The following is a 23,370-nucleotide window of genomic DNA, read 5'->3' as shown; positions in this document are numbered from 1 at the left end:
AAGGGCCTCGTCCTCAAACTCCCCCAGAGGGGGCACCCCCAGACAGGCTGAGAGTGCAGGCCGGCGTCTAGGAGTCCTGCCCCTTCCTCAAGTACCGCTCCGCGAAGTCCAGTTCCAGTCCCACCTGCTTGATCCGCTCGTCCACCACCAGCGAGCCGTGTCCGGCGTCGTAGCGGTACACCTCGTGAACCGCGCCCCTGGCCTCCAGGCGCCTGACGTAGTTGTCGATCTGGCGGATCGGGCAGCGTGGGTCGTTCACTCCGGCCGAGATGTAGACCGGGGCCTTCACCTGGTCGACGTAGGTGATCGGGGACGACGCCTCGTAGCGCTCCGGCACCTCCTCCGGTGTGCCGCCGAGGAGCGTGCGGTCGAGGGCCTTCAGGGACTCCATCTCGTCGTGGTACGCGGTGACGTAGTCGGCGACCGGAACCGCCGCGATGCCCACCGTCCAGGCGTCCGGCTGGGTGCCTAGGCCGAGGAGGGTGAGGTAGCCGCCCCACGAACCGCCGGTCAGGACGATGCGGGACGGGTCGGCCAGGCCGGAGGTCACCGCCCATTCCCGGACCGCCGCGATGTCCTCCAGCTCGATCAGTCCGACCCGGTGCTTGAGCGCATCCGTCCAGGCGCGGCCGTAGCCCGTCGAACCGCGGTAGTTCACCCGGACCACCGCGTAGCCGTGGTCCACCCAGGCCGCGGGGCCCGCCGCGAACGCGTCGCTGTCGTGCCAGGTCGGGCCGCCGTGGATGTCGAAGACCGTGGGGAGCGGGCCCTCTGCGCCCGCCGGGCGCTGCACGAGGGCGTGGATGCGGCCGCCCGGGCCCTCCACCCACACGTCCTGCACCGGGACCGAGCGGGGTGACTTCATGCCGGGCGGGTCCAGCACGATCCGTCCGGTCGTCGACCGCACCGCCGACGGCTCGGCCGCCGACGACCACAGGTACTCCACGCTGCCGTCCGGCCGGGCCGTCGCCCCGGACACCGAGCCCGCCGGGGTCGGGATCCGCACCAGTTCACGCCGGGCCAGGTCGTAACGGAACAGTTCGCTGCGCGCCTCGAAGCTGTGCGCGATCAGCAGACCGGTCCCGTCGGGATACCACTCCGCGCTCACATCACCCGGCAGCTCCAGCGCGAGGTCCGACTCCACCCCTGTCGCCACGTCCCACACCAGCGGCTCCCAGCGGCCGCGCCTCTGGTGGCCGATGAGCAGGCGGGTGTCCCCGTCGACCGGGGCGAAGCCCAGGACCTCCAGGCCGAGCTCCTCGGAGCCGCCCTTGGTGTCGTCGAGCTCGACGACCGTCGAGCCGTCGGGGCGCAGGACGCGCAGCGCCGAGTGCATCGCGTCGCCGTGCTCGGTGTGCTCGATGGCGATCAGCGTGCCGTCGTGCGAGAGGTCGCCGACGCCCGCGGACTCGCGGTGGCGGTAGATCTCCGCCGGGGGCTCGCCGGTGCGGGCCAGGTGGATCGTCGTGCCGTCCTCGTCCGTGGAGCGGCCCACGATCGCCGTACGGCCGTCGCGGCCCAGGGCGAGGCCGGCCGGGTACGACGGGTCCAGGCCCGGCGCCGCGAGCTCGTCCTCGCCGCCGCCGAAGCCCTGGCGGCGCCAGACGCCGAACTCGTCGCCGTCCTTGTCGTCGAACCACCAGATCCACGCGCCGTCCGGCGACAGCACGCCGTCCGTCGTGCCGTTCGGCCGGTCGGTCACCTGCCGCTGCTCGCCCGTCGCACGGTCCCAGGCGTACAGCTCGTACGTCCCGGTGGCGTTCGACACGAACAGTGAGCGGTCCGGGGCGTCCTCCGCCCAGTCGGGCAGCGACACCCGGGGCGCCCTGAAGCGCTTCTCCCAGTCCGGCATGTCCTTGTCCTGCATGTGGTGATCCCGCGAATCGGACCCGTGGCTCTCAGTCATGGGCCCATAGTGCCTGGCCCGGCCGACAATTCGCTGCCGAGGTCCCCAGCCTGTGGATAACTTCGCACTCACGCGACGACCGACCCGCCCGGAAGCCCTTCCTCCAAGCCCGGAGCCGCCCGGACCCGAAGCCGCCCGGGCCCAGGCCCCCCAGGCCCGGATCCGCCCGGGCCGGAGCTCCCCCCGACCTTCTCCGCTGGAGGGCGTTTGCGCAGGTCAACGCCATTGTCAGTGGTGGGGTGCAGACTGCTTGGCATGACCGATCTGCGGAAGACAGTCGAGCGGTTCTGGGCCACCGCCGAGGCCCGGGAGTGGGACGCGTTCGCGGAGACACTCGCCGAGGACGTGACGTACACGCTGCCCCAGACGCGGGAGCGGATCAGCGGCCGGGAGCGGTATGTGCGGTTCAACCGGGAGTATCCGGGTGACTGGCACCTTCGGATCGAGCGGATCGTCGCCGAGCCGGGCCAGGTCGTGACCTGGGCCCACTTCACGGTGGGGCTGGAGGAGATGTACGCCATCTCGTTCTTCACCGGCGACGGGAGCGGCCGGATATCCGCGATCACGGCCACGCGCCGGTAGGCGCACATTGTTGCGGTTGGCCCGAGCCGTACGAGCCCCCGGCCGGCCGCGACCACCTCACCGAACGGTACTGACCCCGCGGCCCGGCCCTCCGCCGGAGCCCCGTACCGTTGAGGGCGTGTACCGGTTTCTGCTGACGCCCCGTTGGTGGGGGATCAACGTCTTCGTGCTGCTCGCCATCCCCTTCTGCGTGTTCATGGGGTCATGGCAGCTGAGCCGGTTCGAGTCGCGGGTGGAGGACCATCGCAGCGCCGGTGAGCAGGCCGCGGAGAACAAGCAGGAGGCCGCCCGCCCGCTCGCCGAGCTGCTGCCCGTGGACAAGGCGACGGTGGGCAGGCAGGCCACCGCGAGCGGACGGTACGGCGAGCAGCTGCTCGTGCCGGACCGGGAGCTGGACGGCAAGCGGGGTTACTACGTCCTGTCGCTGCTGCGCACCGACGACGGCAAGGCCCTGCCGGTCGTGCGGGGCTGGCTGCCCGGTGACGCCGACCGGGCCGAGGCCCCGGCCGCACCCGGCGGCGAGGTCACGGTCACCGGCGCGCTCCAGGCGTCCGAGGTGCCGGGCGAGAACGGCGTGCCATCGCAGGGCGGTCTGCCGTCGGGCCAGACGGGGGCGATCAGCGCGGCGTCGCTGGTGAACCTGGTGTCGTACGACGTCTACGACGCCTGGATCACCCTCAACAAGGGCGACTCCGGCATGAAGGCCGTACCGGTGGCCGCCGCCAACGACACCGGCCTCGACCTCAAGGCGTTCCAGAACCTCGGCTACACCGGTGAGTGGTTCGTCTTCGCGGGCTTCGTGGTCTTCATGTGGTTCCGGCTGCTCCGCCGCGAGGTGGAGTCCGCCCGGGACGCGGAGTTGGGGCTGACGCCGGACGAGGAGCGCGTTTCCAGCCCGTCCGGGGTCTGAGGACAAGGCCCGTCCGGCGTCTGAGGACGACGCCGGTTCAGGGCCGAAGCGGGCTCTGGGGGTCGCAGCCCCCCAGCAAGCCCACGGCGAGCGGCGTTCCGCGCTACGCCCCCGTCACCACACCCGTCCAGTACACGGTCCCCGCACACGCGTTGGACACCGTCACCGTGGCCGTAGGGGCGCCCGCCTCCGTCGTGTTGGCGATCGTGACGCTTCCGTCGGCCGCGGAGTCCTCCGTCATCAGCTGGGTGGAGGTTCCGGTGTCGCCACCCGTGGAGGTGCCGTCCGTGGTGCCGGAGGTGACCTCGGTCGGGGTCGGGTCGGGCGTGGGTTCGCCCGTGGGGCCGCCGCTGGTCTCCCCGTTCGTGGGACAGGTCTCCGAGGGGACCCAGGCGAACTTCACCGCGTACGAGTCGCCGGGCTTGAGGACGAGCGAAGTGAGCTCCTGGGACGGGTCGGGCAGGCCGGCCGCCGGGTCACCGGCGACATGCCGGGACACGAAGATCTTCGCCGCGTCCGCCGCCCCGGCCGGCACGGCGCTCAGTGTGCCCGGGCCGCTCACGATGCAGTCGCTGGTGGAGACGTTGCTGAAGCTGAAGGTGCCGTACACCGTGCCGGCCGAGTCGGGGACGTCGGCGGCCTGACTGGCCACACCGAGCTGATCGGCGGTACACGAGGCCACGCCGGCCGGACTGGTCTGCATGGGGTTGTCGGGGCTTCCGGAGCCGGCACCCGGGCCCGTGCCGGTGCCCTTGTCCTCCTCCTTCTCGCTGCCCTTGCCCTTGTCCTCGGTCTTGCCCGAGGAGCCGCCGGAGGTGCTCTCGCCGCCCGCCGTCTCCTCGCCCTGTCCGGCCCCGCCCTGCGCCTGTTCGCCGTGGCCGGCGTTGGACGAGTTGACACTGGCGTCGGTGACGTTGGAGACGTGCACCAGAGCCGGTACGGCGGTGCCGACGAAGAGGCACGCGGCCGCCATGCCGACGAGCGCCTGCCGCTTGCGCGCCCGTCGCGCGGGCACCGCCCGCCGCAGATGGTCCAGCGTGCCGTCGCGCGGCTCGATCTCCTGGACCGCCTGCTGCAGCATGCGGCGCAGCGCCAGCTCGTCCGATTCGAGCCCTTCGGGGCCCTGGTCGTCGGGGCCGTGGTTCACAGTTCCGTTCCCAGCGTGCGATTGCTTCGGCTCTTGCTTGTCCGGCCCCCCGGCCGGGCCGTGCCTCCCCCGCGCCCCGAAGGGCGTGAGGGGACCCCCGGAGGGCTGGTGGGGGACGTGCGGAGCACGCCGCCCGTCCTTGTCCTCGCTCATGCCGGCGCCTCCATGGCGACCCGCAGCGCCGCGATGCCGCGCGAGCCGTACGCCTTCACCGAGCCCAGCGAGATGCCGAGCGTCTCGGCGACCTGGGCCTCGGTCATGTCCGCGAAATACCGCAGGACCAGCACCTCGCGCTGCCGGCGCTGCAGGCCCTTCATGGCCCGGATCAGCGAGTCGCGCTCGAGCTGGTCGTACGCCCCCTCCTCCGCGCTCGCCATGTCGGGCATCGGCTTGGACAGCAGCTTCAGACCGAGTATGCGGCGGCGCAGGGCGGAGCGAGACAGGTTGACGACGGTCTGGCGGAGATACGCCAGCGTCTTCTCCGGGTCCCGGACGCGCTTGCGCGCGGAGTGGACGCGGATGAACGCCTCCTGGACGACGTCCTCGCAGGAGGCGGTGTCGTCGAGGAGGAGGGCCGCGAGACCCAGCAGCGAGCGGTAGTGCGCCCGGTAGGTCTCGGTGAGGTGGTCGACGGTCGTACCGGCCGCCGCGGTGTTCTCGGCGTGGTCGGCGCCGTCACGCTGACTGGGAATGCGGGCGGGCCGCGCTGCGGGCATGGGCGCGATCACCGGCATGCCGCCGGGCACGCCGGACCGGCCGGGCCGGCGGGGCGGCCGTAGAGCCGTACCGCGGGTCGCCGCACTGAAGTCGAGTACCTCTGCCACGCCTGTTGGACACGCGTCCCCCCGCGAGGGTTGTACGTGCCGGACGTCACTTTTGCGTCAGTCCCCGCAGTCGCCGCAATCGACCCCCGGGTCCCTGCGGCCACCGCTCTCGTGCCAGGCAGCACAACTGACCGTGCGTCAAACGCCCACATGCCTACCCGCTCTTCCCTTATGTCCCATATGAACGGGCGTCCCCACGCCCTGCTCATGGCGTCCCCACGCCAGAAAAAACGCGTCCTGCAGCCCCACGAGGGTGACCGCAAAGACGCTCCCCGCCCTGCAAGCGGTTGCAGGGCGGGGAGGAAATCTTCTGTTGCCGCGCAGCCCGGATCAAGTGGTCCGGACCATCGATCGGCTCACATTCTTCACATGGATCCTACAAACATTTCAGCCGCAGCCCAGAAGAATTCCGGCATCCGGCTCGGCTCACCCGAACTCCGCCGCCACGAGCTCGGCGATCTGCGCGGTGTTCAGCGCGGCGCCCTTGCGCAAGTTGTCGCCGCAGACGAAGAGTTCGAGCGCCGTCGGATCGTCGAGCGCGCGCCGCACCCGGCCGACCCAGGTCGGATCCGTGCCGACCACATCGGCGGGGGTCGGGAACTCCCCGGCCTCCGGGTCGTCGTAGAGCACGACCCCGGGCGCCGTGGCCAGGATCTCGCGGGCCTTGGCGACGGTGACCTCGCCCTCGAAGCGGGCGTGGACGGTCAGCGAGTGCCCGGTCAGCACCGGCACCCGCACACAGGTCACCGCGACCGGCAGCTTCGGCAGCCCGAGGATCTTGCGGGACTCGTCCCGCACCTTCATCTCCTCCGACGACCAGCCGTCCTCGCGCAGCGACCCGGCCCACGGCACCACGTTCAGCGCGACCGGCTCCGGGAACGGCCCGGTGTTGTCGCCGACGGCCCGCCGCACGTCACCCGGGGTGGTCCCCAGTTCCGTGCCGGCGACCAGGGACAACTGCTGCCTGAGCGTCTCCACTCCGGCGCGCCCGGCCCCGCTCACCGCCTGGTAGGAGGACACCACCAGCCCACGCAGCCCGAACTCCGCGTGCAGCGCGCCCAGCGCCACGATCATGGAGAGGGTCGTGCAGTTGGGATTGGCGACGATGCCGCGCGGCCGCATCCGCACCGCGTGCGGGTTGACCTCGGGGACGACGAGGGGCACCTCCGGGTTCATCCGGAAGGCGCCCGAATTGTCCACCACCACCGCGCCCTTGGCGGCGGCGATCGGCGCCCAGCGGGCGGACACCTCGTCGGGGACGTCGAACATCGCGATGTCGACCCCGGCGAAGGCCTCCTCGGTGAGCGCCACGACCTCGACCTCCTCACCGCGCACGGCCAGCTTGCGGCCGGCCGAGCGCGGCGAGGCGATCAGACGGATCTCGCCCCAGACGTCCGCGCGCTGGGACAGGATCTGGAGCATGACCGAGCCGACGGCTCCGGTCGCCCCCACGACCGCCAGCGTCGGACGGCGGGACTCGATCCCCGCCATCAGCGTCCGGTGCCTCCGTACACCACGGCCTCGTCGCTGTCGGAGTCCAGCCCGAAGGCCGTGTGCACGGCGCGGACGGCCTCGTTGACGTCGTCGGCGCGGGTGACGACCGAGATGCGGATCTCGGAGGTCGAGATCAGCTCGATGTTGACCCCGGCGTCGGAGAGCGCGGTGAAGAAGTCGGCGGTGACGCCCGGGTTGGTCTTCATCCCCGCGCCGACCAGGGAGATCTTGCCGATCTGGTCGTCGTAGCGCAGCGAGTCGAAGCCGATGCCGTGCTTGTTCTTCTCCAGGGCGTCGATGGCCTTGCGGCCCTCGGCCTTGGGGAGCGTGAAGGAGATGTCCGTCAGCCCGGTGGAGGCGGCGGACACGTTCTGCACGATCATGTCGATGTTGATCTCGGCGTCGGAGATCGTCCGGAAGATCGCGGCGGCCTCGCCCGGCTTGTCCGGCACGCCGACGACCGTGATCTTGGCCTCGGAGGTGTCGTGCGCGACACCGGAGATGATGGCCTGCTCCACCTTCTTGTCCCCTTGCTCAATCGGCTCGCTGCTGACCCAGGTGCCCTGCAGCCCGCTGAAGCTGGACCGGACGTGGATCGGGATGTTGTAGCGGCGGGCGTACTCCACACACCGGTGGAGCAGCACCTTCGAGCCGGACGCTGCCAGCTCCAGCATGTCCTCGAAGGAGATCCAGTCGATCTTCTTCGCCTTCTTCACCACGCGCGGGTCGGCGGTGAACACGCCGTCGACGTCGGTGTAGATCTCGCACACCTCGGCGTCCAGCGCGGCCGCGAGCGCGACGGCGGTCGTGTCGGAGCCGCCGCGACCCAGGGTCGTGATGTCCTTCTTGTCCTGGCTGACGCCCTGGAACCCGGCGACGATGGCGATGTTGCCCTGTTCCAGCGATTCCCGGATACGGCCGGGCGTGACGTCGATGATCCGGGCTTTGTTGTGGACCGAGTCGGTGATGACGCCTGCCTGGCTGCCGGTGAAGGACTGGGCCTCGTGGCCCAGGTTTTTGATCGCCATGGCCAGCAGCGCCATGGAGATACGCTCCCCGGCGGTCAGCAGCATGTCGAACTCACGCCCAGCCGGCATCGGCGATACCTGCTCGGCGAGATCGATCAGCTCGTCCGTCGTGTCGCCCATCGCGGAAACGACGACGACCACCTGGTGGCCGTTCTTCTTCGCTTCGACGATTCGCTTGGCGACGCGCTTGATGCCCTCGGCATCGGCTACGGAGGAGCCTCCGTACTTCTGCACGACAAGGCCCACGTGCGCTCCTCGCTCAGTCCGTGTGTGTCGGCTCAGTTTAACGAGCGTCCGAAATCGACCTTGGGGTTCCCAGATGGTGAGATCCGGCCGCTCGGGGTGGTGTCTGCCCGGTGGCGGGTGAGGCATACGAGGAAGTGGCACAGCTCACCATCATTGACGCTCTCCGTAGTCGACCGCTAACTTCGCGTCGTCGTCGCCACACCAGGAGCACACGGCTCCATCGGGACTTGCGACGCGAAGGACTTCTCCTCCTTTGACGACTGCGACCGCTTCAAAGATCCAGCACGTCACTTCTTCCACCACTCCGGCCGGCCTCTTCGAGGTCGAGCCCTTCACACCCCACTGCGAAGTCATCCGTACCGCCGGCGACCACGCCGTCATCGGCGTCTCCCCGGGCAACAGCTACTTCTCCGCCCAACGCGTGCACGACCTCGCCCGCTGGGGGCTCACCCTGTTCGAGCGGGTGGACTTCGTCTACACGGACCTGTACGTGGCCGAGATGTACGCGGCGTCCGGCTATCCGCCCGAGGACGCCCGCCGCAAAGCCGTGAAGAACCTGCGCGGTGTACGGGCCAAGGTCCTCGGCGCCGTACAGGCCGCCCGGGCCGTCGACCCCGGCGGCACCCGGCTGCGCGCCCACGCCATGTCCGACTTCCGCGGCAACCCGGCGTACCGCGAGATCCACGACCACCTCCAGGCGCGGCTCGCCACCGACGACGAGTTCCGCACGACCTGCGAGAAGCTCGTCGACTCCTTCCTGGCCGGCAAGGCGGGGCGGGCGACCGAGGCACAGCGCGAGGTCTGCCTGGCCTACGTCTGCGCCGAGGCACCCCTCTTCCTGGACCCCCCCGCCATCCTCGGAGTGCCCTCCTCCCTCAACTGCTACCACCAGCTCCTGCCGATGGCGGAGCTCCTCTACGCCCGGGGCGCCGGTCTGCGCGCCTCCCGCAACCAGGGGCACGCCATCGTCACACCGGCCGAGGGAACCGACGCCGAGGGAACCGACACGGAGGGGGCCACCGATGCTCACTGAAGACCTCATCGACTTCCCGTTCTCCTGGCGCGGTGACCAACTCCCAGCAGAGGTCGAGGAGTTGCGCGCCAAGACGCCCGTACGGCGGGTCCGTACCATCGCCGGCGACGAAGCCTGGCTCGTGTCGTCGTACGACCTCTGCAAGCAGGTCCTCGAGGACCCGCGCTTCAGCCTCAAGGACACCTCCGCCCCCGGCGTGCCCCGGCAGTACGCGCTGACGATCCCGCCCGAGGTCGTCAACAACATGGGGAACATCACCGGGGCGGGGCTGCGCAAGGCCGTGCTCAAGGCGCTCAATCCGAAGAGCCCCGGGCTCGTGGAGTGGATGCGCTCGTACGCCGCCGAGCTCGTCGACGGGCTGATCGGCGAGGGCGCGCCGGCCGAGCTGCGCGGCGGCTTCGCCGATCCGTACTCGGCGGGCATGCACTGCCGCATCCTCGGCATCCCGCAGGCGGACGCGCCCCGGCTGATGCGGAGCCTGGACATCGCGTTCATGAACTCGGCCTGCCCGGTCGCGGGCGCCCGGCTGAACTGGGACCGGGACATCGCGTACATGGCCGGGAGGCTCGACGATCCGGCGACGACCGGTCTGATGGCCGAGCTCGCGGCCCTGCGCGCCGACCCCGACTACGGCCACCTCACCGACGAGATGCTCGCGACGGTCGGGGTGACCATGTTCGGCGCGGGCGTCATCTCCACCTCGGGCTTCCTGACCATGGCGCTGGTGTCCCTGATCCAGCACCCGGACCTCCAGGACGGGCTGGTCGCGGACCCCGGCAGGATCCCGGCAGCCGTGGACGAGCTCCTGCGGATCAACCTCTCCATCGGCGACGGTCTGCCGAGGCTGGCGACGCAGGACGTACGGCTGGGAGACGTTGAGGTGAGAGCGGGCGACCTCGTCCTGGTCCTCGTCGAGGGCGCGAACTTCGACCCGGACGCCTTCCCCGACCCCCACACCGTCGACCTCGGCCGCGAGAACGCCACCGCCCACCTCTCCTTCGGCGGCGGCCGCCACTACTGCCCCGCCACCGCGCTCGGCCGCAAGCACGCCGAGCTCGCGCTGGAGGTCCTGCTGGAGCGGATGCCGGGACTCCGGCTCGCGGTGCCGATCGAGCAGCTGGTGTGGCGGACCGGGTTCATGAAACGGATCCCGGAGCGGCTGCCGGTGATGTGGTAGCAACCGTTTTGTCCGCTCATTGATCGCTCGTCGATCACCCGGGGGCTCGGCGACCAGTCGTCTTTAAACTTCAACCATTAAGGTTCCGCCTGTGCGCGTACTTCTGGTGGAAGACGACGAACCGGTCGCCGAGTCGCTCCGGCGCGGACTCATGCGCTACGGCTTCGAGGTGGCCTGGGTCAGCACGGGCAGCGCGGCACTGAGCCACTCCGACCCCTACGACGTCGTACTCCTCGATCTCGGCCTGCCCGACACCGACGGCCTCGACGTCTGCAAGGCGCTGCGCGAACGCGGCGACGTGCCGATCATCGTGATCAGCGCCCGCAGCGACGAGACGGACCGGGTGGTCGGGCTGGAGCTCGGTGCGGACGACTACGTGTCCAAGCCGTTCGGGGTGCGGGAGGTCATCGCGCGGATACGGGCGGTCATGCGCCGTATCCAGCCCCGTACGCCCGCCGCCGCTGCCGCCGAGGCCGGTCCGGACCGTTACGGCGACCGCCTCACCATCGACCGCAAGGCGGCCCGTGTCCGCCTGGACGGCGCGGAGGTGGCCCTCGCGCCCAAGGAGTACGACCTGCTGGCCTTCCTCACCGAGGAGCCCGGGGCGCTGATGTCGCGCGAGCAGATCATGGAAGCGGTCTGGGACGCGAACTGGTTCGGCCCGACCAAGACGCTGGACGTGCATGTGGCGGCGTTGCGGCGGAAGCTGGCCGGGGCGATCACGATCGAGGCGGTGCGCGGGGTCGGCTTCCGGCTGGAGATCGTGAACGCGGGTCGTGACGCGTCATGATCCGCCAGCTCACCCGGAGCTACGTCGCGCTCGTCGCAGGAGCCATCGCCCTGTTCACCGTGCCCGTGGCCTTCACGCTCACGGACCAGCTGCGGGACGACACCGCGGCTTCCGTACGGCGTGAGGCCGACACCATGGCCCTGCTGCTCGGCAACGGCAACCCCCCGTCCTGCGCGGCGCTGGAAGAGATGGCCCGTGCCTACGCCGGCCAGACACCCGGCAACGTCGAAGTGACGAACCGCTGCGACACGAACCTGCCCAGCCCCGAGCAGGACGCGGCCCTCACCAAGGCCCTCGAGACGGGCAAGCCCACGACCGACTGGGGCTCCCCCTTCATCTGGGGGCCGGAGCTGGTGATCACGGTCCCCGCCCGCGAGAGCGCGGTGGCCGGTGACGGCCGCAACCGGGGACCGGTCGTCGGCGCCGTACGCATCGTGTACTCGACCGGCGACCTGACCAGCCGGCTGTGGACGATCTGGGGCTTCCGCGCGGGCCTGGCGGTGGCCGTCCTCGTCGTGGCCGCCGTGGTCGGCGCGGGGGTGGCCCGTCGGCTCACCCGCCCCCTGCGCCAGCTCAACGACACGGCGAGCAGGTTCAGCGACGGCGACCTGTCGGCCCGCTCTCCGGTGACGGGCCCGAAGGAGACACAGACCCTCGCCCGCACCCTCAACCAGGCGGGAGAGCGCCTGGACACCCTGATCGCCTCGCAGCGCATCTTCGTGGCCGACGCCTCGCATCAACTACGCACTCCTCTCACGGCGTTGCGGCTGTCGCTGGACAACATCGCGGACGGCGTGGACGACGACTTCGTCAAGGAGGACGTCGAGCAGGCGACGGCCGAGGTCGTCCGGATGAGCCGGCTGGTGAACGGCCTGCTGGTGCTGGCACGGGCCGAGGCGAAGGTCAGCGCGGCGGAACCCCTGCCCCTGTGGGACATCGTGCGGGAGAGGCTGGACGTGTGGAGGCCGGCCGCCGACGAGCGCGGAGTCACCATCACGCTCAGGGGGAGTGCCGACGGCCGGCTGCTCGTGCTGGCCAGCCCCGGTCATCTCGACCAGGTGCTGGACAACGTGCTCTCGAACGCCCTGGAGGTGTCACCGGACGGCGGCACGATCACGGTCCGGGTGGAGCCGAAGGGCGACGTGGTGGAACTCTCGGTTCTCGACGAGGGACCGGGTATGTCGGACGCCGAGAAGTCCCGGGCCTTCGACCGCTTCTGGCGCGGCCAGGGCCTGACCGGGAAGGCCGGTTCCGGGCTCGGCCTCGCCGTCGTCAAGCAGTTGGTGACGGACGACGGCGGGGCCGTGACGCTCGGGGACGCTCCCGGGGGCGGGCTGAGGGTGACGATCAGCCTTCGGGCATCTTCGAGGAGTGGTGGTTGACGATGAGCCACTCGCCGTTCCGCTTCTCGTACTCGTACGTGTAGCGGGCCTTGACGACGCTCTTCTCGCCGCTCTCGGGGTCGGTGAGCGTGAACTCGTAGACACCGGCGTCGAGCGCGGAGTTCTGGTCGAGGACGTTGACGTGCGTCTCGATCTTCTTGCCGGCCGGCTTGTTCGCCAGGAAGTGCTCGAAGTAGTCGACGATGGCGGCGCGGTCGGCGCGGACCTTGTTGGACACGGTCGGCAGCAGGACCGCGTCGCTCGCGTAGAGGTCCGCGACCTTCTCCGGGTCGCGGGTCTGCAGGGCCCTGTTCCAGTTGTCGAACAGCCCGGCCACCTGCTTCTCGGTGGGCCGCTTGCTCTCACCCCACGAGGGCCCGGCGACGGCGGCACCGGCGGCGACAGTGCCGACGGCGACCACGGCGGTGGCGGTGACAATGGCCACGCGCTTACGTATGGAACGACGAGTCATCGCATCTCCAGTGCTGGTCCGGTCGGTTTGCCTCCCTCCGCGTCCTGTCGGGCGCTTGCCTCTGCGGTGGAAGTGACTCCAGATTCGCGGTGCACCGGTTAGGGCCCGTGCAGCGGACGTACAGGCCCGGGACAACACGCCTCCAATTCACGCTGTGCATCCGGCCGATCACACAGCGGCAGCCAGTGGTCTCCCGAAGGGGTGGTGTAGCGGGCTGCACCCTGGGAGCATGCCGACCCGTGGCAGGCGGGTGGACGGGCACACGCGGGGTGGACGGTACGGGAGTTCGTGCCGAACGCGCAGTTGTACGGCGTGGTCGTCAACGCCTTCTCGGTGGCGGCGAACGGGGTGCCTCAGCTCAGTGCGCCTCGCTGGGGGAGCGTCATCGCGGCGATGCTGATCGGCGCGGTGATCGGCAGGTGGCTGGCCCACGAACCTCCGAACAGCGGGCGCGGCAGGTGGTGTTGGGGCTGGCGTTGGTGGGTGGGGTCACGACGGCGGGGAAAGGGGTGGCGGGGTCGTGATGCCCGGTGGGGCACCGGCCCAGCGGGCCGCGGATCAGACCCGCCCCCCGAACAGCGTCACGAGACCGTGGTCCAGCTCCGCACCCACGGTCTCCTCGCCCGGCGCGATCACGGTGTAGGTGCGGGCCAGGAAGCGGTACAGGTCCGCGGTGGTGAAGCGGAGCAGGGCCGTGCCCAGCGGCGAGTGGAACTCCACGTACGTGTGGGACGCCCCGCACGGCCGGACCCGCACATGGCCGACACCGGCGGGCGCGTGCAGACCTTCACTCAGCAGCACACGGGCGAACGTCCAGGTCGTGACCTCGCCGTCGAGCGTGACATGGGGCGGGAAGTCGAGGTGCACGGCCAGCGGGTCGACGGAGGTGTAGCGGAGGGTCGCGGGTATCGCGATCTCCTGGTCCACGGCGGTGATCAGGCGGGCACCGATGGGCTGCTCCAGGGTGACGTGCATGGTCGGGCTCCGTTCGAGGCGGGGGGTGGGCACGGGCCGGGGACCGACCGGTGTGCCTGAGAGACCGCCCGAGGGGCCGGAGCATTACGCCACTTCAGAAGCCTGTTCCTGTAACCCGTGTCACACCAGGTTCGCTCAGTCCACCAGCTCCTTGAGGGGCTCGGTGTCCAGAGTGAAGTTCACGGGATCCGGGAGCTTCACGGAGGCGCCGAAGGGCAGTTTCTCCTCGTGCCGGTAGCAGCCGTCCTCCGGCTGATTGAAGACCACGACCGAGCAGTCGTCCCGGTCGATGAGGAGGTAGACGGGGATACCGGCGGCGGCGTAGCCATCGGGCTTTTCGACTCGGTCACGCTTATGTGTGTCGGCGTCGTACGAGGTGATCTCCACGGCCATCAAGGCACCGTCGGCTTCGGACCACTCGCCCTGCCCCTTGAGGCCGCCCACTCGGACCAGCACGCCGTCGGCACGAGCGCGCCCCTTGCTGTACCGCTCGGTTTTCAGGCCGCTTTCAGCGTGCAACCACAGATCCGGGCGATGCTGCATGCACACCCGTTGCAGCCACGCGATCATCTCGCGGTGGTTGCCATCCGCCATGGGCTTGACCACGACTTTTCCGTTGATGAACTCCAGCCACACGCTCTCCGGGGCATGGCGTTCCAGTTCCTCGAACTCCTCGACGGACATCTGCGGCCGGTCTTCGATCCTGGGGGTCATGGCGTCGCCTCCTCGACACCATGGTGCCCCGACCGGCACCTCTTGCACGCTCACAGCAGTCCCGCCGCACGCCGAAGAGCATCGACGCGTTCGGTGACGTCGATGACCTCGTCCGCGCCGGGCAGACCATCACCGTCGCGCGGACCGGGCAGGAAGGTGGCCGGGACGTAGCCGTTCACCGGCCCCTCCGCCTCGATCTCCGCCAGGCATTCCCGGCACAGGCCGCTGACGATCTCCGTCGTCCGCTCGTCCGCGTCGCACAGCCCGCAGGCCATGAGCACGCGGGTCACCCGGGCACGGCGCGCGGCCTGCTGCCGGATCTTCGCCTTCTTCGGAGGCATCTTGTTCTCCAATCGGTTGCGGGCGAGTCCGCCCGGGTTGGTGACGGCGGGCGGCAGCCCGTCGGTCAGGGCCTTGGTGATGTCGTGGGGCGTCGCGCCACGGGACAGCCACTCGCCGGCGAGGGCTTCGAGGGAACGGCAGTCCCGGTCGGACAGCGGCATACGGGCGTCGGCGGCGCGCAGTTCGGCGAGGGTCCGGTAGGCGGTGCTGGGCTGCTCGGCAGACGACTCACCGGGCTGCTCGTCGGGCTCAGGCTGCGGGTTCGGCTCCGCGGTTGGCTCTTGCTCTGGCTGTTGCTCTTGCTCTTGCTCTTGCTCGGCACGAGCCAGGCCCGGCATGTGGTCCTCGGTGACGTCCCTGCCGTGGCGATCCCGCGCGAAGTCCGCCCACCATTCCTCCGACCTGCGCGTACGCGACCAGTACGTCCGCGTGACCCACCGCATCGAGCTGTCCTCGACGGTGATGTGCTCCTTGATCCAGCGCAGGTGGCCGGCGAGGGTGATGCGGCCCATCGAGGTGCGCACGGCCTGCTGGCCATAGCGGGGATGCTCCGCAGCGATCGCCTTGTAGCCCATCGCGTGGCCCTCGTCGAGATGGTCGACGAAGACGGCGATCTCGCGGTCACGAGGGCTCAGATGTGCGAAGTCCGGGTCGGCGTACGGGTCTTCGTCACCCGGGGAGCGTTTGCCGTAGCCCGTTTTGGCCATGGGGTGGGACGGGGACGGCAGGGCGGGGCTAGGGTAGGCGGAAGCCACCATCGAAAGCTCGATTCGATGAGTAGGTCTAGGCCCCGGAGCCGGTGTTGGCGCACCGACCGGGGCCGATCTAGTTGCCGCGAACCTAGAGTGGTTTTACTCTCCGCCGCAAGCCGATCACGGATCGTCACCCATTTGGGGTACGTGGACTCAACTCACGTACGTGCTTGGTTGGTTGGGCTGGATTTCACCCAACCCAAACCCAGAAAAACCCATTGAAGGGCTCGAAGCCCGAGGCTCAAGCCCCGGGCTGAACTGCGGAAATGAACGCCGCCCACGTGGGAGCGGTGAGGCGGAGTTCGGGGCCCGCGGGATTCTTGGAGTCGCGGACGTGGACGGCTGCCGAGAAGGCCACTTCGACGCAGGCGCCGCCCTCATCGTCGCTGTAGCTCGACTTGAACCAATTCACCTGGTCACTCACGGCTGTCCACCATCCGCTCGATGAAACGGGCCGACTCGTCGGGCCCGAGGGCCTGCGTCCGGATCATGCTAAGCCGCTCGGTGACACGGCTGACAACCCCGGATCAGCCGAAAGCTCGCTCGCGAACTGGCCCTCCATGAAGGCGAAACGCTCGTGATCACGGGTCTCCAGCAACAACATGGGACCCATAAGTGCGGCGGGGACGGCCCGTTCGAAGGGGAGCACCTGCAACACGACATTCCGCAGCCGCCCCGCCTCCAGCAGGTGACGCAGTTGTTCGGCGTCCACCTGCGGGGCGCGCAGCACGGCCTCGTAGAGAACGAAGCTCAAACCCACCGGCGGCTTCCGTTCGGTGAGGATGGCCTGCCGCTCCATGCGGCCCGCGACGCGTTCCTCCACCGTCTCCTCGTCCAGGGGCGGGATCCGGTTGTCGATGAGGGATCGGGCGTACGCCTTCGTCTGCAACAACCCCGGCACGAGCGAGACGTCGTACCACCAGATGCTGGTCGCTTCCTTCTCCCGCTCCATGAAGTCCTGGGCCCGCGGCGAGTACCGCTCCCGATCCAGGAACTCCTTGGCCGCGCTCAACATCCCCTCGGCGCCGCACAGTTCGTCCGCCACTTCGAGCACACGCGGCGTCGGCCTGCGCACCCCGCGCTCCATGGACTCGATGGTGTCCGGCGAGTAATTGGCGGCGGAGGCGAGCTGCTCGCGACTGACGTCCGCCTTGGTGCGCCAGCGCTTCATCTGGTCGCCGCTGTAGCGCCAAGCGACAGGCCGTTGGCTGTTGTTGTGCGTACCCGACACGGTCACCACCTCCGACCGGCACACTCCCCTGTGCACCCCATCCGGCTCGCTACCGAGCGTAGCCCCCGAGGCATCCCTGAGTGACCGACTTCGCACTGTTCACCGCTTTCCCCGCACCGCCCGGACCAGTTCCGCCACGGCCACCAGGATGCGCGGCCGGTCTTTCGACTCGGCCTCGTCGAGCGCCAGCAGGACGATCAACACCGCGGCACAGGCGACGATGAGCAGGGACGTGACACAGCACAAGGCAAGGGCGAGAACGGGATCCATTGCGGCTCCTTCGGGGCGTCGAACGGTGACGTCGACGACGGTGCCGCGGCCTACCTGACGGCCGCGCGATCCGATATCCGAGATCGGAGGTTGTCTCGCAGGTCAGAGCAGTAGTTTGGGAATTCACGAGTCGGCCGAGTCGGCCGACTCGGGGCACTGGACCGAGGTCGGCACGGGTGCGGGGAGCCATGGCGGAGCCGCTGAAGTACTGGACAGCACTGAACGCGCTGCTGGAGCGGGCCGGGTATCCCGAAGCAGCCGCCGTCCGCGCGGAGATGAGAAGGGACCTGGCACGCGACCAGGAACCGCCGGCCGACAGCACCGTCGCCGGCTGGTTGGCGCAGGACAGGATTCCCCGGCGGAACAAAGAACTGGACACCTTCCTGTCCGCGCTCTACGGCATCGCGCAGGCAAGAAGCGCCCAGCCGGTTCGGCGAATTCCGAACCGGCTGTGGCAGGAAATGGCGAGTCAGGCACGAGAGGCCCGACGCAACGGAGACACCGGACCGGACGCCCGCCCTGCCGCCGTCAGTCCGACTCCCACCGCCCACCCCCGGCCGGACTGGCGGAAGGAGGTCGCGAAGTCCTTGGTGTGGCAGTGTCTCAAGTCCGGGGATGAGGATCAGACCTCTGCCCTTCGGCAGCAGGCGGAAGACATCGCCGACCGTCTGTCGGAGCTGTACGACGAAGTACGGCACTCCCTCGCCGACGACCCCTGGCACGACGTACACCTGGCGCGGCGGACCTCCCACCGCGCCAACCGGCTCATCGACCTCCTCCGGAAGGACAGGGAGGGCTTCCTCACCCCCGCCGAGGCGGCGCTGATCGCGTTGCTGCCCTTCCTGTACCAGGTGCACCGGTCGCGTACGGCGGCTGAGTTGTCCCATGTCGAGCCGACGGATCTCGGACAACGGACGGCGCCGGACGAGGACCGTCGGATGTACGAGGTGCTGGTGCGGGGTCACGAACGGCTGGTCAGGCGAGCGGAGTTGGGCGGCCTGAAGGATCGCCGGGACGGACGGCCCGAGATCGGATGGTGGCTGTTCCACCAGTGGGCGGACCAGCAGCCGGGACGGCTCGCGAACCTCCTGTCGGCCGTGGTCACGCCCAGCGCCGGACTCGGCGAGCTCGACGTCGTACTCGATCCGGAACTCCTGTCCCGTCTGCTGGCCTGTGCGCAGGCAGGCCCCGGCGAGCTCTTCGATCCCGCACGCGCCGAGCATCTGCGCGAGGAGGCCTTCCCGCTCGACTTCCACGGTCGTGACTTCCAGGACGTGCGGGAACGGCTGGTGGGGTCGTTGTTCGCCATCGCCCACGGCATGGCGATCGAGGTCACGAGTCTGCCCTCGGTGGTCGTCCGCCATGTCGGGATCCCGGAGGCCCTGGTTCCCGCCACGCTCCTGACCACCGTCGACAAGGCGTCCTGGCGGTTCGGGCGGGGCAGCATCGGGCTGAAGGCCGGCTGCGACCACCCGGCCGTGGTCGCCGCGCTCACCGAACACAGCCGACGGGTCGAGTCACTGCTGCAGGCCGTACGGCAGGTGGACGCACCCGAACTCGACGCACTGCCCCTGTACACCCGCGCCGACGACGTGCGCGAGGTCGATGACAAGGGAAGCCCCGTTCCGATCGGCGGGGTCATCCGCTTCCGGCTGGACGAGGAACGCGTCCAGGAACTCCTCATGGGCGAGAACCTCTACCGCGACCGCTCCCTCGCCATCCGCGAGCTGTACCAGAACGCCCTGGACGCCTGCCGCTATCGACGGGCCCGATCCCAGGCGGCTGACAGCTTCAGCTCGTACCAGGGCCGGATCGAGTTCACTCAGGGCTTCGACGAGGCGGAAGGCCGGCACTACCTGGAGTGCCGGGACAACGGCGTCGGCATGGACGAGCTCACGCTGTCCGAGGTCTTCTCCCAAGCCGGTGTGCGCTTCACGGATCTGCCCCGGTACCAGGAGGAACGACAGGAGTGGCAGGGGCGCGGCGTCACCATGCACCCGAACAGCCGGTTCGGCATCGGGGTGCTCAGCTACTTCATGCTCGCGGACGAAGTGCGGGTGACGACCTGCCACATGGATCCCGTCGAGGGCAGGTTGCGGGAGATCACCGTCCTCATCACCGGGCCCGGCCACTACTTCCGTGTGCGGCCCACGTGTCGGGCGGGGACGATCGGCACCACAGTCCGGCTGTATCTGCGGGAGGGCGATAAAGCGCCCTCCTGTGTCAGGGAGTTGCGCAGGTTCCTTGGGATCGCCGAGTTCGGGACGACCGCCGAACATGGGGCGCACAGCGCGGAGTGGGAGGCTGGAGTTCTGCGCCCGCGAGAGTCGCTTGGACTGCATGCCAACGGTTTCGAAGCCCATGGGCGACTTGTCTCCTGGAGCGCCGACCCTGCGGGGAGGGACGGCCAGGTGGTCTGGTGCCGGCACGGCGGCGGGCTACTGGTCGATGGGATTCATGCTGAGCCCCGCGTACGACACGGCATCCTCAGCGGTCCGGGCGACCTGGCCAGACCGCGCGGGGTGGTGGTGAACCTCTCCGGGACCACTCGGCCCCGCCGGCTGTCGGTGGACCGTACGGAGATCCTGGACGACGACGTGTGTGCGGACGTCGAGAGGCTCGTACGAGACGCCCTGCCGACACTCCTGTCCGCCGATCCCCCGCTCCTTGACTACGAGTGGCTCTCGCAGGTGGCGGAGGAGAGTCCCAGGCTTGCGGACATCGTGACGGAGGCGGCCGGAGCCGCGGAGTACGAGCTGGAGTTGTACGGCTGTTCCTCGTCGATGGCGGTCACTGGTTTCTTTCCGCGCGATGTCGACGTCGTGCGAGGAGAGGACCTCATTGACACATTCCAAGTGTTGGACATGTACAACTCCCCAGACCATTCGACACGCCTTTGGAGGCTGCTCGCCCACGGCCCCAACGCGATGCTGACCGCCCTGGCCGAGATTGTCCCGGAACTGAATCGGGTCGAGCGTGTACTTCCGGCGCTCCCCTCGGACGCCCTCATTCGGATCACGCGCGATAGACATCGCCCTGGTTTCCGGCCCACAAGACCGCGCCGTCAGCCGACCCTCCCCGGCCGCGCACTCCTCGTGGCAGGCGTCTGCGGGTTGCCATACCGTGAGGTCGCGAGCCGCATGGCCGAACTGTGCGTCGGGCATCCGGACCTGTCCGACGTCGATCCCGTCGTCGACGAGATCAACTTCGCCCTCATGAGCAATGATCTGCGCGGTGTGCGGCTTGAGGAACCCAACTCGATCCGGCCTTGTGACAGGACTGTGCCTCCTGGACACCTGCTCAAAGCCCACTTCGAGTTCGGCATCAGCGTCGGCGAGGCCGCTCGAAGAATGGAGGCGTTCGGCTTCGCTCTTCCAGAACTGACTCCAGCGGCAGATGAAGCGGACGAGTTGGCCCTCAGGCTGCTGAGCCGTCAGCTGGACGGTAAGCAGCCGTGGTGCGATGTCAGCAGTCCTGTTCACCCGGGCCACCTGCTCAGAGCACACTTCCGGCTCGGCGTCGACATCGGAACGGCTGTTCAGTGGATGAAGGCGTTCGGCTTCACGGTTGTGGGCGAGCAACGGTTGGTGAACGGAACAGAGGAGACGCTTCGCCTGGTCAGCGTGGACGACACGCGGTGGCTGAGCCTTGAGGAACCCGTCTCGACAAGCCATGTACTCGGTGTCGCTGCTGAGTTGGGGCGCTCGGTGTCGGAGGTAGCGCGAGAGCTGAGGGAACTCGGCTTCCACGTGGACACCGGCAGCGTTCATGAACGGCTGACCGAGGATGCGCTCGCCGAAAGTGCGGGATGGGGCTGGAGCCACGATGACTGGGGGATGCTCCGCGATGGAGAAGCGATTCCCCCCGGCCTGCTCGTCCGGGCCGCGTCCCGCCTGGGCGTCTCCCTTCACGAGATGTCCGAGCGCATCAGAGCCCTGGCGCTCACTCCTCCCAGCACTCTGCCGAAGGAGGCGGAGGACGCGGACACGGTGATTCTCCGCACCTTCCCGGCGTATTCCTCGATCTCCCTGCTTGAGGTGGCGGGAGCATCCCTGGAGAGCGGGCTCCCACCGAACGTGGTGGCCTCCCGACTCCGTGCCTACGGCCTCGTACCACCGGCCACGGCGCTTCCCTCCGTGGCCGAGCCGGATGACGTGATCCTCTTGGACTGGACGAGGCTCGGCCGTTCACCGCTGTCACCGGACCTGCCGGTTCCCGTGGGCCATGTGCTTGAGCTAGCTGTCCACCTGGGCGACTCGCCCCGTGCAGTCCTGGACCGCTTGGCCCAATACGGCCTGACCACACGACCCGAAGTGCCCTCTGAGGAGCTCGACGCCTTCGACCTTCGTTTACTCGTAGAGGGCCATCTGGAGCTTGCTGACGAATCCCCTGTCCCACTGCACCGGTTGGTGTCAGCATCATGGGAGCTCGACATGGACCTGGGCGAGCTTGTGAGGAGATTGGTGGCCCTCGGCTTCGAGGTCCGCGGCGACCGTGTGAGCCACCTGGACGAGATTGACCACTTCCTGTGCACGTGGCGCAGCAGTACTCCGTCGGGACTCCGCAAACCGCTGTCCCTGGCTGATCCGATCCCCGACTTCCTGCGCATCGTCTTGTCGGAAGCACCTGCCGACGGCCTCCCGCAAAGGCTGGAACGCCTCGGCGTGGACCTCGACCGCGTCCGCGAAGCCGTCCGGACCGCCCTCCCCAACGTCCCCGGACTCGTCATGAAGCCCGAGCCCGAGTCCGCGGCGAGCAGGCCGGAGGCTACTTCGCCGACCGCAGCCCCAACTGCTCCCCGATCTCCTGCTCCATGACCTTCCCGGCCTCGAACTCCAGCGTCTCGTCGCCCATCACGCCCTGGTCCGTGTCCAGGCCGTCCAGTTCCTCCAACGGCTGGTTCAGGCGGACGTGGGCCAGGACCGAGTGCAGGGCGCGCAGGGTCGCGGACGCCGTCGAGCCCCAGTTGGAGAAGTAGGAGAACTGCCACCACCACAGGGCCTCGGTGGTGCGGCCGGCGCGGTAGTGGGCCATGCCGTGGCGGAGGTCGGTGATGACGTCGGCCAGGTCGTCGGAGATGCGGGCCGGGACCGGGGCCTTGCGGGGCTCGTAGGGGTCGAAGACCTCGGAGTAGACGTCGACCGGGTCCAGGAGTCGGGCGAGGTTCTCGCGGAGTTCGTCCACGTCCGGCTCCGGGCCCAGGTCGGGCTCGTAGCGCTCCTCGGGAACGATGTCCTCGTGGGCGCCGAGGCGGCCGCCGGCCAGCAGGAGCTGGGAGACCTCCAGGAGGAGGAAGGGCACGGTCGAGCCCGGCTCGTCGCCCTTCGCGACCTCCGTGACGGCGACCAGGAAGCTCTCGATCTGGTCCGAGATCTGGACCGCGAAGTCGTCCGGGTTCTGCTCGGTCGCGTGCAGCGTGGCGTCAGACATCTAGGAGTCGTCTCCCCTCGAAGGCGCGGCCGAGGGTGACCTCGTCCGCGTATTCCAGGTCGCCACCCACCGGGAGGCCGCTGGCCAGGCGGGTGACCTTCAGGCCCATGGGCTTGATCATGCGGGCGAGATACGTCGCCGTGGCCTCGCCCTCGAGATTCGGGTCGGTGGCCAGGATCAGCTCCGTGACCGTCCCGTCGGCCAACCGCGCGAGAAGTTCTCGTATACGCAGGTCGTCCGGTCCGACCCCCTCGATCGGGCTGATCGCCCCGCCGAGGACGTGGTAGCGGCCGCGGAACTCTCTGGTCCGCTCGATCGCGACGACGTCCTTCGGCTCCTCGACGACGCAGATGACCGCCGGGTCGCGACGCGTGTCCCGGCAGATGTTGCACAGCTCCTCCTGCGCGACGTTCCCGCACGTCGCGCAGAAGCGGACCTTCGCCTTGACCTCCATCAGGGCCTGCGCGAGGCGCCGTACGTCCGTCGGTTCCGCCTGCAGGATGTGGAAGGCGATCCGCTGCGCGCTCTTGGGACCGACGCCGGGCAGCCGCCCCAGTTCGTCGATGAGGTCCTGGACCACGCCTTCGTACAACGGACTGCCGTCCTTCCTCGGGGTTCCTTACGGTACGTACGGTAGTTGGCCGCGGCCCGTCTTAGAAAGGCAT

General features: G+C 69.3%; 20 protein-coding genes and 1 pseudogene. 7 read left to right on the top strand and 14 right to left on the bottom strand.

Annotation, left to right across the window (positions count from 1 at the left end; genetic code table 11):
• Positions 1-67: 67 nt before the first annotated feature.
• On the bottom strand, positions 68-1,906 hold the full coding sequence (locus IF78_RS0110075; protein ID WP_031482702.1) for a S9 family peptidase: 1,839 nt from the start codon (positions 1,904-1,906) through the stop codon (positions 68-70).
• Between the two features lie 255 nt (positions 1,907-2,161).
• Here IF78_RS0110075 and IF78_RS43485 point away from each other — a divergent pair.
• Positions 2,162-2,562 (top strand): annotated as a pseudogene (locus tag IF78_RS43485) (nuclear transport factor 2 family protein).
• Between the two features lie 44 nt (positions 2,563-2,606).
• The gene (locus IF78_RS0110065; protein ID WP_031482704.1) at positions 2,607-3,398 is read left to right on the top strand and encodes an SURF1 family protein; all 792 of its coding nucleotides are present in this window, start codon (positions 2,607-2,609) and stop codon (positions 3,396-3,398) included.
• A 103-nt stretch (positions 3,399-3,501) separates the two neighbouring features.
• Here IF78_RS0110065 and IF78_RS0110060 read toward each other — a convergent pair whose 3' ends face one another.
• From IF78_RS0110060 to IF78_RS0110045, 4 genes are all read right to left on the bottom strand, one after another.
• Positions 3,502-4,545, bottom strand: coding sequence for a hypothetical protein (locus IF78_RS0110060; protein ID WP_031482706.1), 1,044 nt, complete (start codon positions 4,543-4,545; stop codon positions 3,502-3,504).
• Positions 4,546-4,694: 149 nt separating this feature from the next.
• Positions 4,695-5,369 (bottom strand): SigE family RNA polymerase sigma factor, encoded by a 675-nt coding sequence (locus tag IF78_RS0110055; RefSeq protein WP_078662370.1) that lies wholly within the window; start codon positions 5,367-5,369, stop codon positions 4,695-4,697.
• 426 nt (positions 5,370-5,795) lie between these two features.
• Positions 5,796-6,860 (bottom strand): aspartate-semialdehyde dehydrogenase, encoded by a 1,065-nt coding sequence (locus tag IF78_RS0110050; RefSeq protein ID WP_031482710.1) that lies wholly within the window; start codon positions 6,858-6,860, stop codon positions 5,796-5,798.
• Positions 6,860-8,137 (bottom strand): aspartate kinase, encoded by a 1,278-nt coding sequence (locus IF78_RS0110045; RefSeq protein ID WP_031482712.1) that lies wholly within the window; start codon positions 8,135-8,137, stop codon positions 6,860-6,862. Before IF78_RS0110045 ends, IF78_RS0110050 begins: the two co-directional genes overlap by 1 nt.
• Positions 8,138-8,390: 253 nt before the next feature.
• On the opposite strand from IF78_RS0110045, the gene IF78_RS43480 reads away from it, so the two are divergent.
• The 4 genes from IF78_RS43480 to IF78_RS0110025 all read left to right on the top strand — a co-directional run bounded on the left by IF78_RS43480 (position 8,391) and on the right by IF78_RS0110025 (position 12,519).
• Positions 8,391-9,170, top strand: a complete 780-nt coding sequence (locus IF78_RS43480; RefSeq protein WP_234439832.1) for a cyclodityrosine synthase — start codon at positions 8,391-8,393, stop codon at positions 9,168-9,170.
• The gene (locus IF78_RS0110035; RefSeq protein ID WP_031482716.1) at positions 9,160-10,347 is read left to right on the top strand and encodes a cytochrome P450; all 1,188 of its coding nucleotides are present in this window, start codon (positions 9,160-9,162) and stop codon (positions 10,345-10,347) included. Before IF78_RS43480 ends, IF78_RS0110035 begins: the two co-directional genes overlap by 11 nt.
• A 91-nt stretch (positions 10,348-10,438) precedes the next feature.
• The gene (locus IF78_RS0110030; RefSeq protein WP_031482718.1) at positions 10,439-11,137 is read left to right on the top strand and encodes a response regulator transcription factor; all 699 of its coding nucleotides are present in this window, start codon (positions 10,439-10,441) and stop codon (positions 11,135-11,137) included.
• Positions 11,134-12,519 (top strand): sensor histidine kinase, encoded by a 1,386-nt coding sequence (locus IF78_RS0110025; protein WP_031482720.1) that lies wholly within the window; start codon positions 11,134-11,136, stop codon positions 12,517-12,519. The genes IF78_RS0110030 and IF78_RS0110025 overlap by 4 nt, the downstream gene beginning before the upstream one ends.
• Here IF78_RS0110025 and IF78_RS0110020 read toward each other — a convergent pair.
• From IF78_RS0110020 to IF78_RS48335, 7 genes are all read right to left on the bottom strand, one after another.
• Positions 12,485-12,991: an SgcJ/EcaC family oxidoreductase gene (locus tag IF78_RS0110020; RefSeq protein ID WP_031482722.1), complete on the bottom strand. Its 507-nt coding sequence runs from the start codon at positions 12,989-12,991 to the stop codon at positions 12,485-12,487. The two genes, IF78_RS0110025 and IF78_RS0110020, sit on opposite strands and share 35 nt — an antisense overlap.
• A gap of 558 nt (positions 12,992-13,549) precedes the next feature.
• A complete protein-coding gene (locus IF78_RS0110015) occupies positions 13,550-13,966 on the bottom strand; it encodes an SsgA family sporulation/cell division regulator (RefSeq protein WP_031482723.1) in 417 nt (138 codons plus the stop codon).
• Positions 13,967-14,101: 135 nt separating this feature from the next.
• On the bottom strand, positions 14,102-14,680 hold the full coding sequence (locus IF78_RS0110010) for a Uma2 family endonuclease (RefSeq protein ID WP_031482725.1): 579 nt from the start codon (positions 14,678-14,680) through the stop codon (positions 14,102-14,104).
• A 50-nt stretch (positions 14,681-14,730) separates the two neighbouring features.
• Complete coding sequence (locus tag IF78_RS0110005; protein WP_051827637.1) at positions 14,731-15,729, bottom strand: hypothetical protein; 999 nt, start codon at positions 15,727-15,729, stop codon at positions 14,731-14,733.
• A gap of 286 nt (positions 15,730-16,015) precedes the next feature.
• Complete coding sequence (locus tag IF78_RS45910) at positions 16,016-16,186, bottom strand: DUF397 domain-containing protein (protein ID WP_425314608.1); 171 nt, start codon at positions 16,184-16,186, stop codon at positions 16,016-16,018.
• Positions 16,187-16,261: 75 nt separating this feature from the next.
• The gene (locus IF78_RS43475; RefSeq protein WP_324617274.1) at positions 16,262-17,005 is read right to left on the bottom strand and encodes a helix-turn-helix domain-containing protein; all 744 of its coding nucleotides are present in this window, start codon (positions 17,003-17,005) and stop codon (positions 16,262-16,264) included.
• Positions 17,006-17,104: 99 nt separating this feature from the next.
• Positions 17,105-17,275 carry a hypothetical protein gene (locus IF78_RS48335; RefSeq protein WP_158751325.1) on the bottom strand — a complete coding sequence of 57 codons (171 nt, stop codon included), beginning with the start codon at positions 17,273-17,275 and terminating at the stop codon, positions 17,105-17,107.
• Between the two features lie 188 nt (positions 17,276-17,463).
• Between IF78_RS48335 and IF78_RS44925 the strand changes: the two genes are divergently transcribed.
• Positions 17,464-22,092 (top strand): wHTH domain-containing protein, encoded by a 4,629-nt coding sequence (locus tag IF78_RS44925; RefSeq protein WP_051827635.1) that lies wholly within the window; start codon positions 17,464-17,466, stop codon positions 22,090-22,092.
• Here the strand turns inward: IF78_RS44925 and IF78_RS0109985 are convergent.
• Together IF78_RS0109985 and recR are read right to left on the bottom strand one after the other, a co-directional pair.
• Complete coding sequence (locus IF78_RS0109985) at positions 22,043-22,705, bottom strand: DUF5063 domain-containing protein (RefSeq protein ID WP_031482733.1); 663 nt, start codon at positions 22,703-22,705, stop codon at positions 22,043-22,045. The genes IF78_RS44925 and IF78_RS0109985 overlap by 50 nt on opposite strands.
• A complete protein-coding gene (recR, locus tag IF78_RS0109980) occupies positions 22,698-23,297 on the bottom strand; it encodes a recombination mediator RecR (protein WP_030053254.1) in 600 nt (199 codons plus the stop codon). The genes IF78_RS0109985 and recR overlap by 8 nt, the downstream gene beginning before the upstream one ends.
• Positions 23,298-23,370: the final 73 nt, after the last annotated feature.

The sequence above is a fragment of the Streptomyces bicolor genome, from assembly GCF_000719285.1.
In the GTDB taxonomy this organism is placed as follows: Bacteria; Actinomycetota; Actinomycetes; order Streptomycetales; family Streptomycetaceae; genus Streptomyces; species Streptomyces bicolor.
This window is presented reverse-complemented; position numbering and strand designations above follow the sequence as displayed.

Excerpts from the sequence above, each read along its gene's own strand:
- IF78_RS0110075 (WP_031482702.1), bottom strand. The coding sequence starts at position 1,906 with ATGACTGAGAGCCACGGGTCCGATTCGCGGGATCACCACATGCAGGAC.
- IF78_RS0110050 (WP_031482710.1), bottom strand. The coding sequence starts at position 6,860 with ATGGCGGGGATCGAGTCCCGCCGTCCGACGCTGGCGGTCGTGGGGGCG.
- IF78_RS0110035 (WP_031482716.1), top strand. The coding sequence starts at position 9,160 with ATGCTCACTGAAGACCTCATCGACTTCCCGTTCTCCTGGCGCGGTGAC.
- IF78_RS0110025 (WP_031482720.1), top strand. The coding sequence starts at position 11,134 with ATGATCCGCCAGCTCACCCGGAGCTACGTCGCGCTCGTCGCAGGAGCC.
- IF78_RS0110020 (WP_031482722.1), bottom strand. The coding sequence starts at position 12,991 with ATGACTCGTCGTTCCATACGTAAGCGCGTGGCCATTGTCACCGCCACC.
- IF78_RS0110015 (WP_031482723.1), bottom strand. The coding sequence starts at position 13,966 with ATGCACGTCACCCTGGAGCAGCCCATCGGTGCCCGCCTGATCACCGCC.
- IF78_RS0110010 (WP_031482725.1), bottom strand. The coding sequence starts at position 14,680 with ATGACCCCCAGGATCGAAGACCGGCCGCAGATGTCCGTCGAGGAGTTC.
- IF78_RS0110005 (WP_051827637.1), bottom strand. The coding sequence starts at position 15,729 with ATGGCCAAAACGGGCTACGGCAAACGCTCCCCGGGTGACGAAGACCCG.
- IF78_RS48335 (WP_158751325.1), bottom strand. The coding sequence starts at position 17,275 with ATGGATCCCGTTCTCGCCCTTGCCTTGTGCTGTGTCACGTCCCTGCTC.
- IF78_RS44925 (WP_051827635.1), top strand. The coding sequence starts at position 17,464 with ATGGCGGAGCCGCTGAAGTACTGGACAGCACTGAACGCGCTGCTGGAG.
- IF78_RS0109985 (WP_031482733.1), bottom strand. The coding sequence starts at position 22,705 with ATGTCTGACGCCACGCTGCACGCGACCGAGCAGAACCCGGACGACTTC.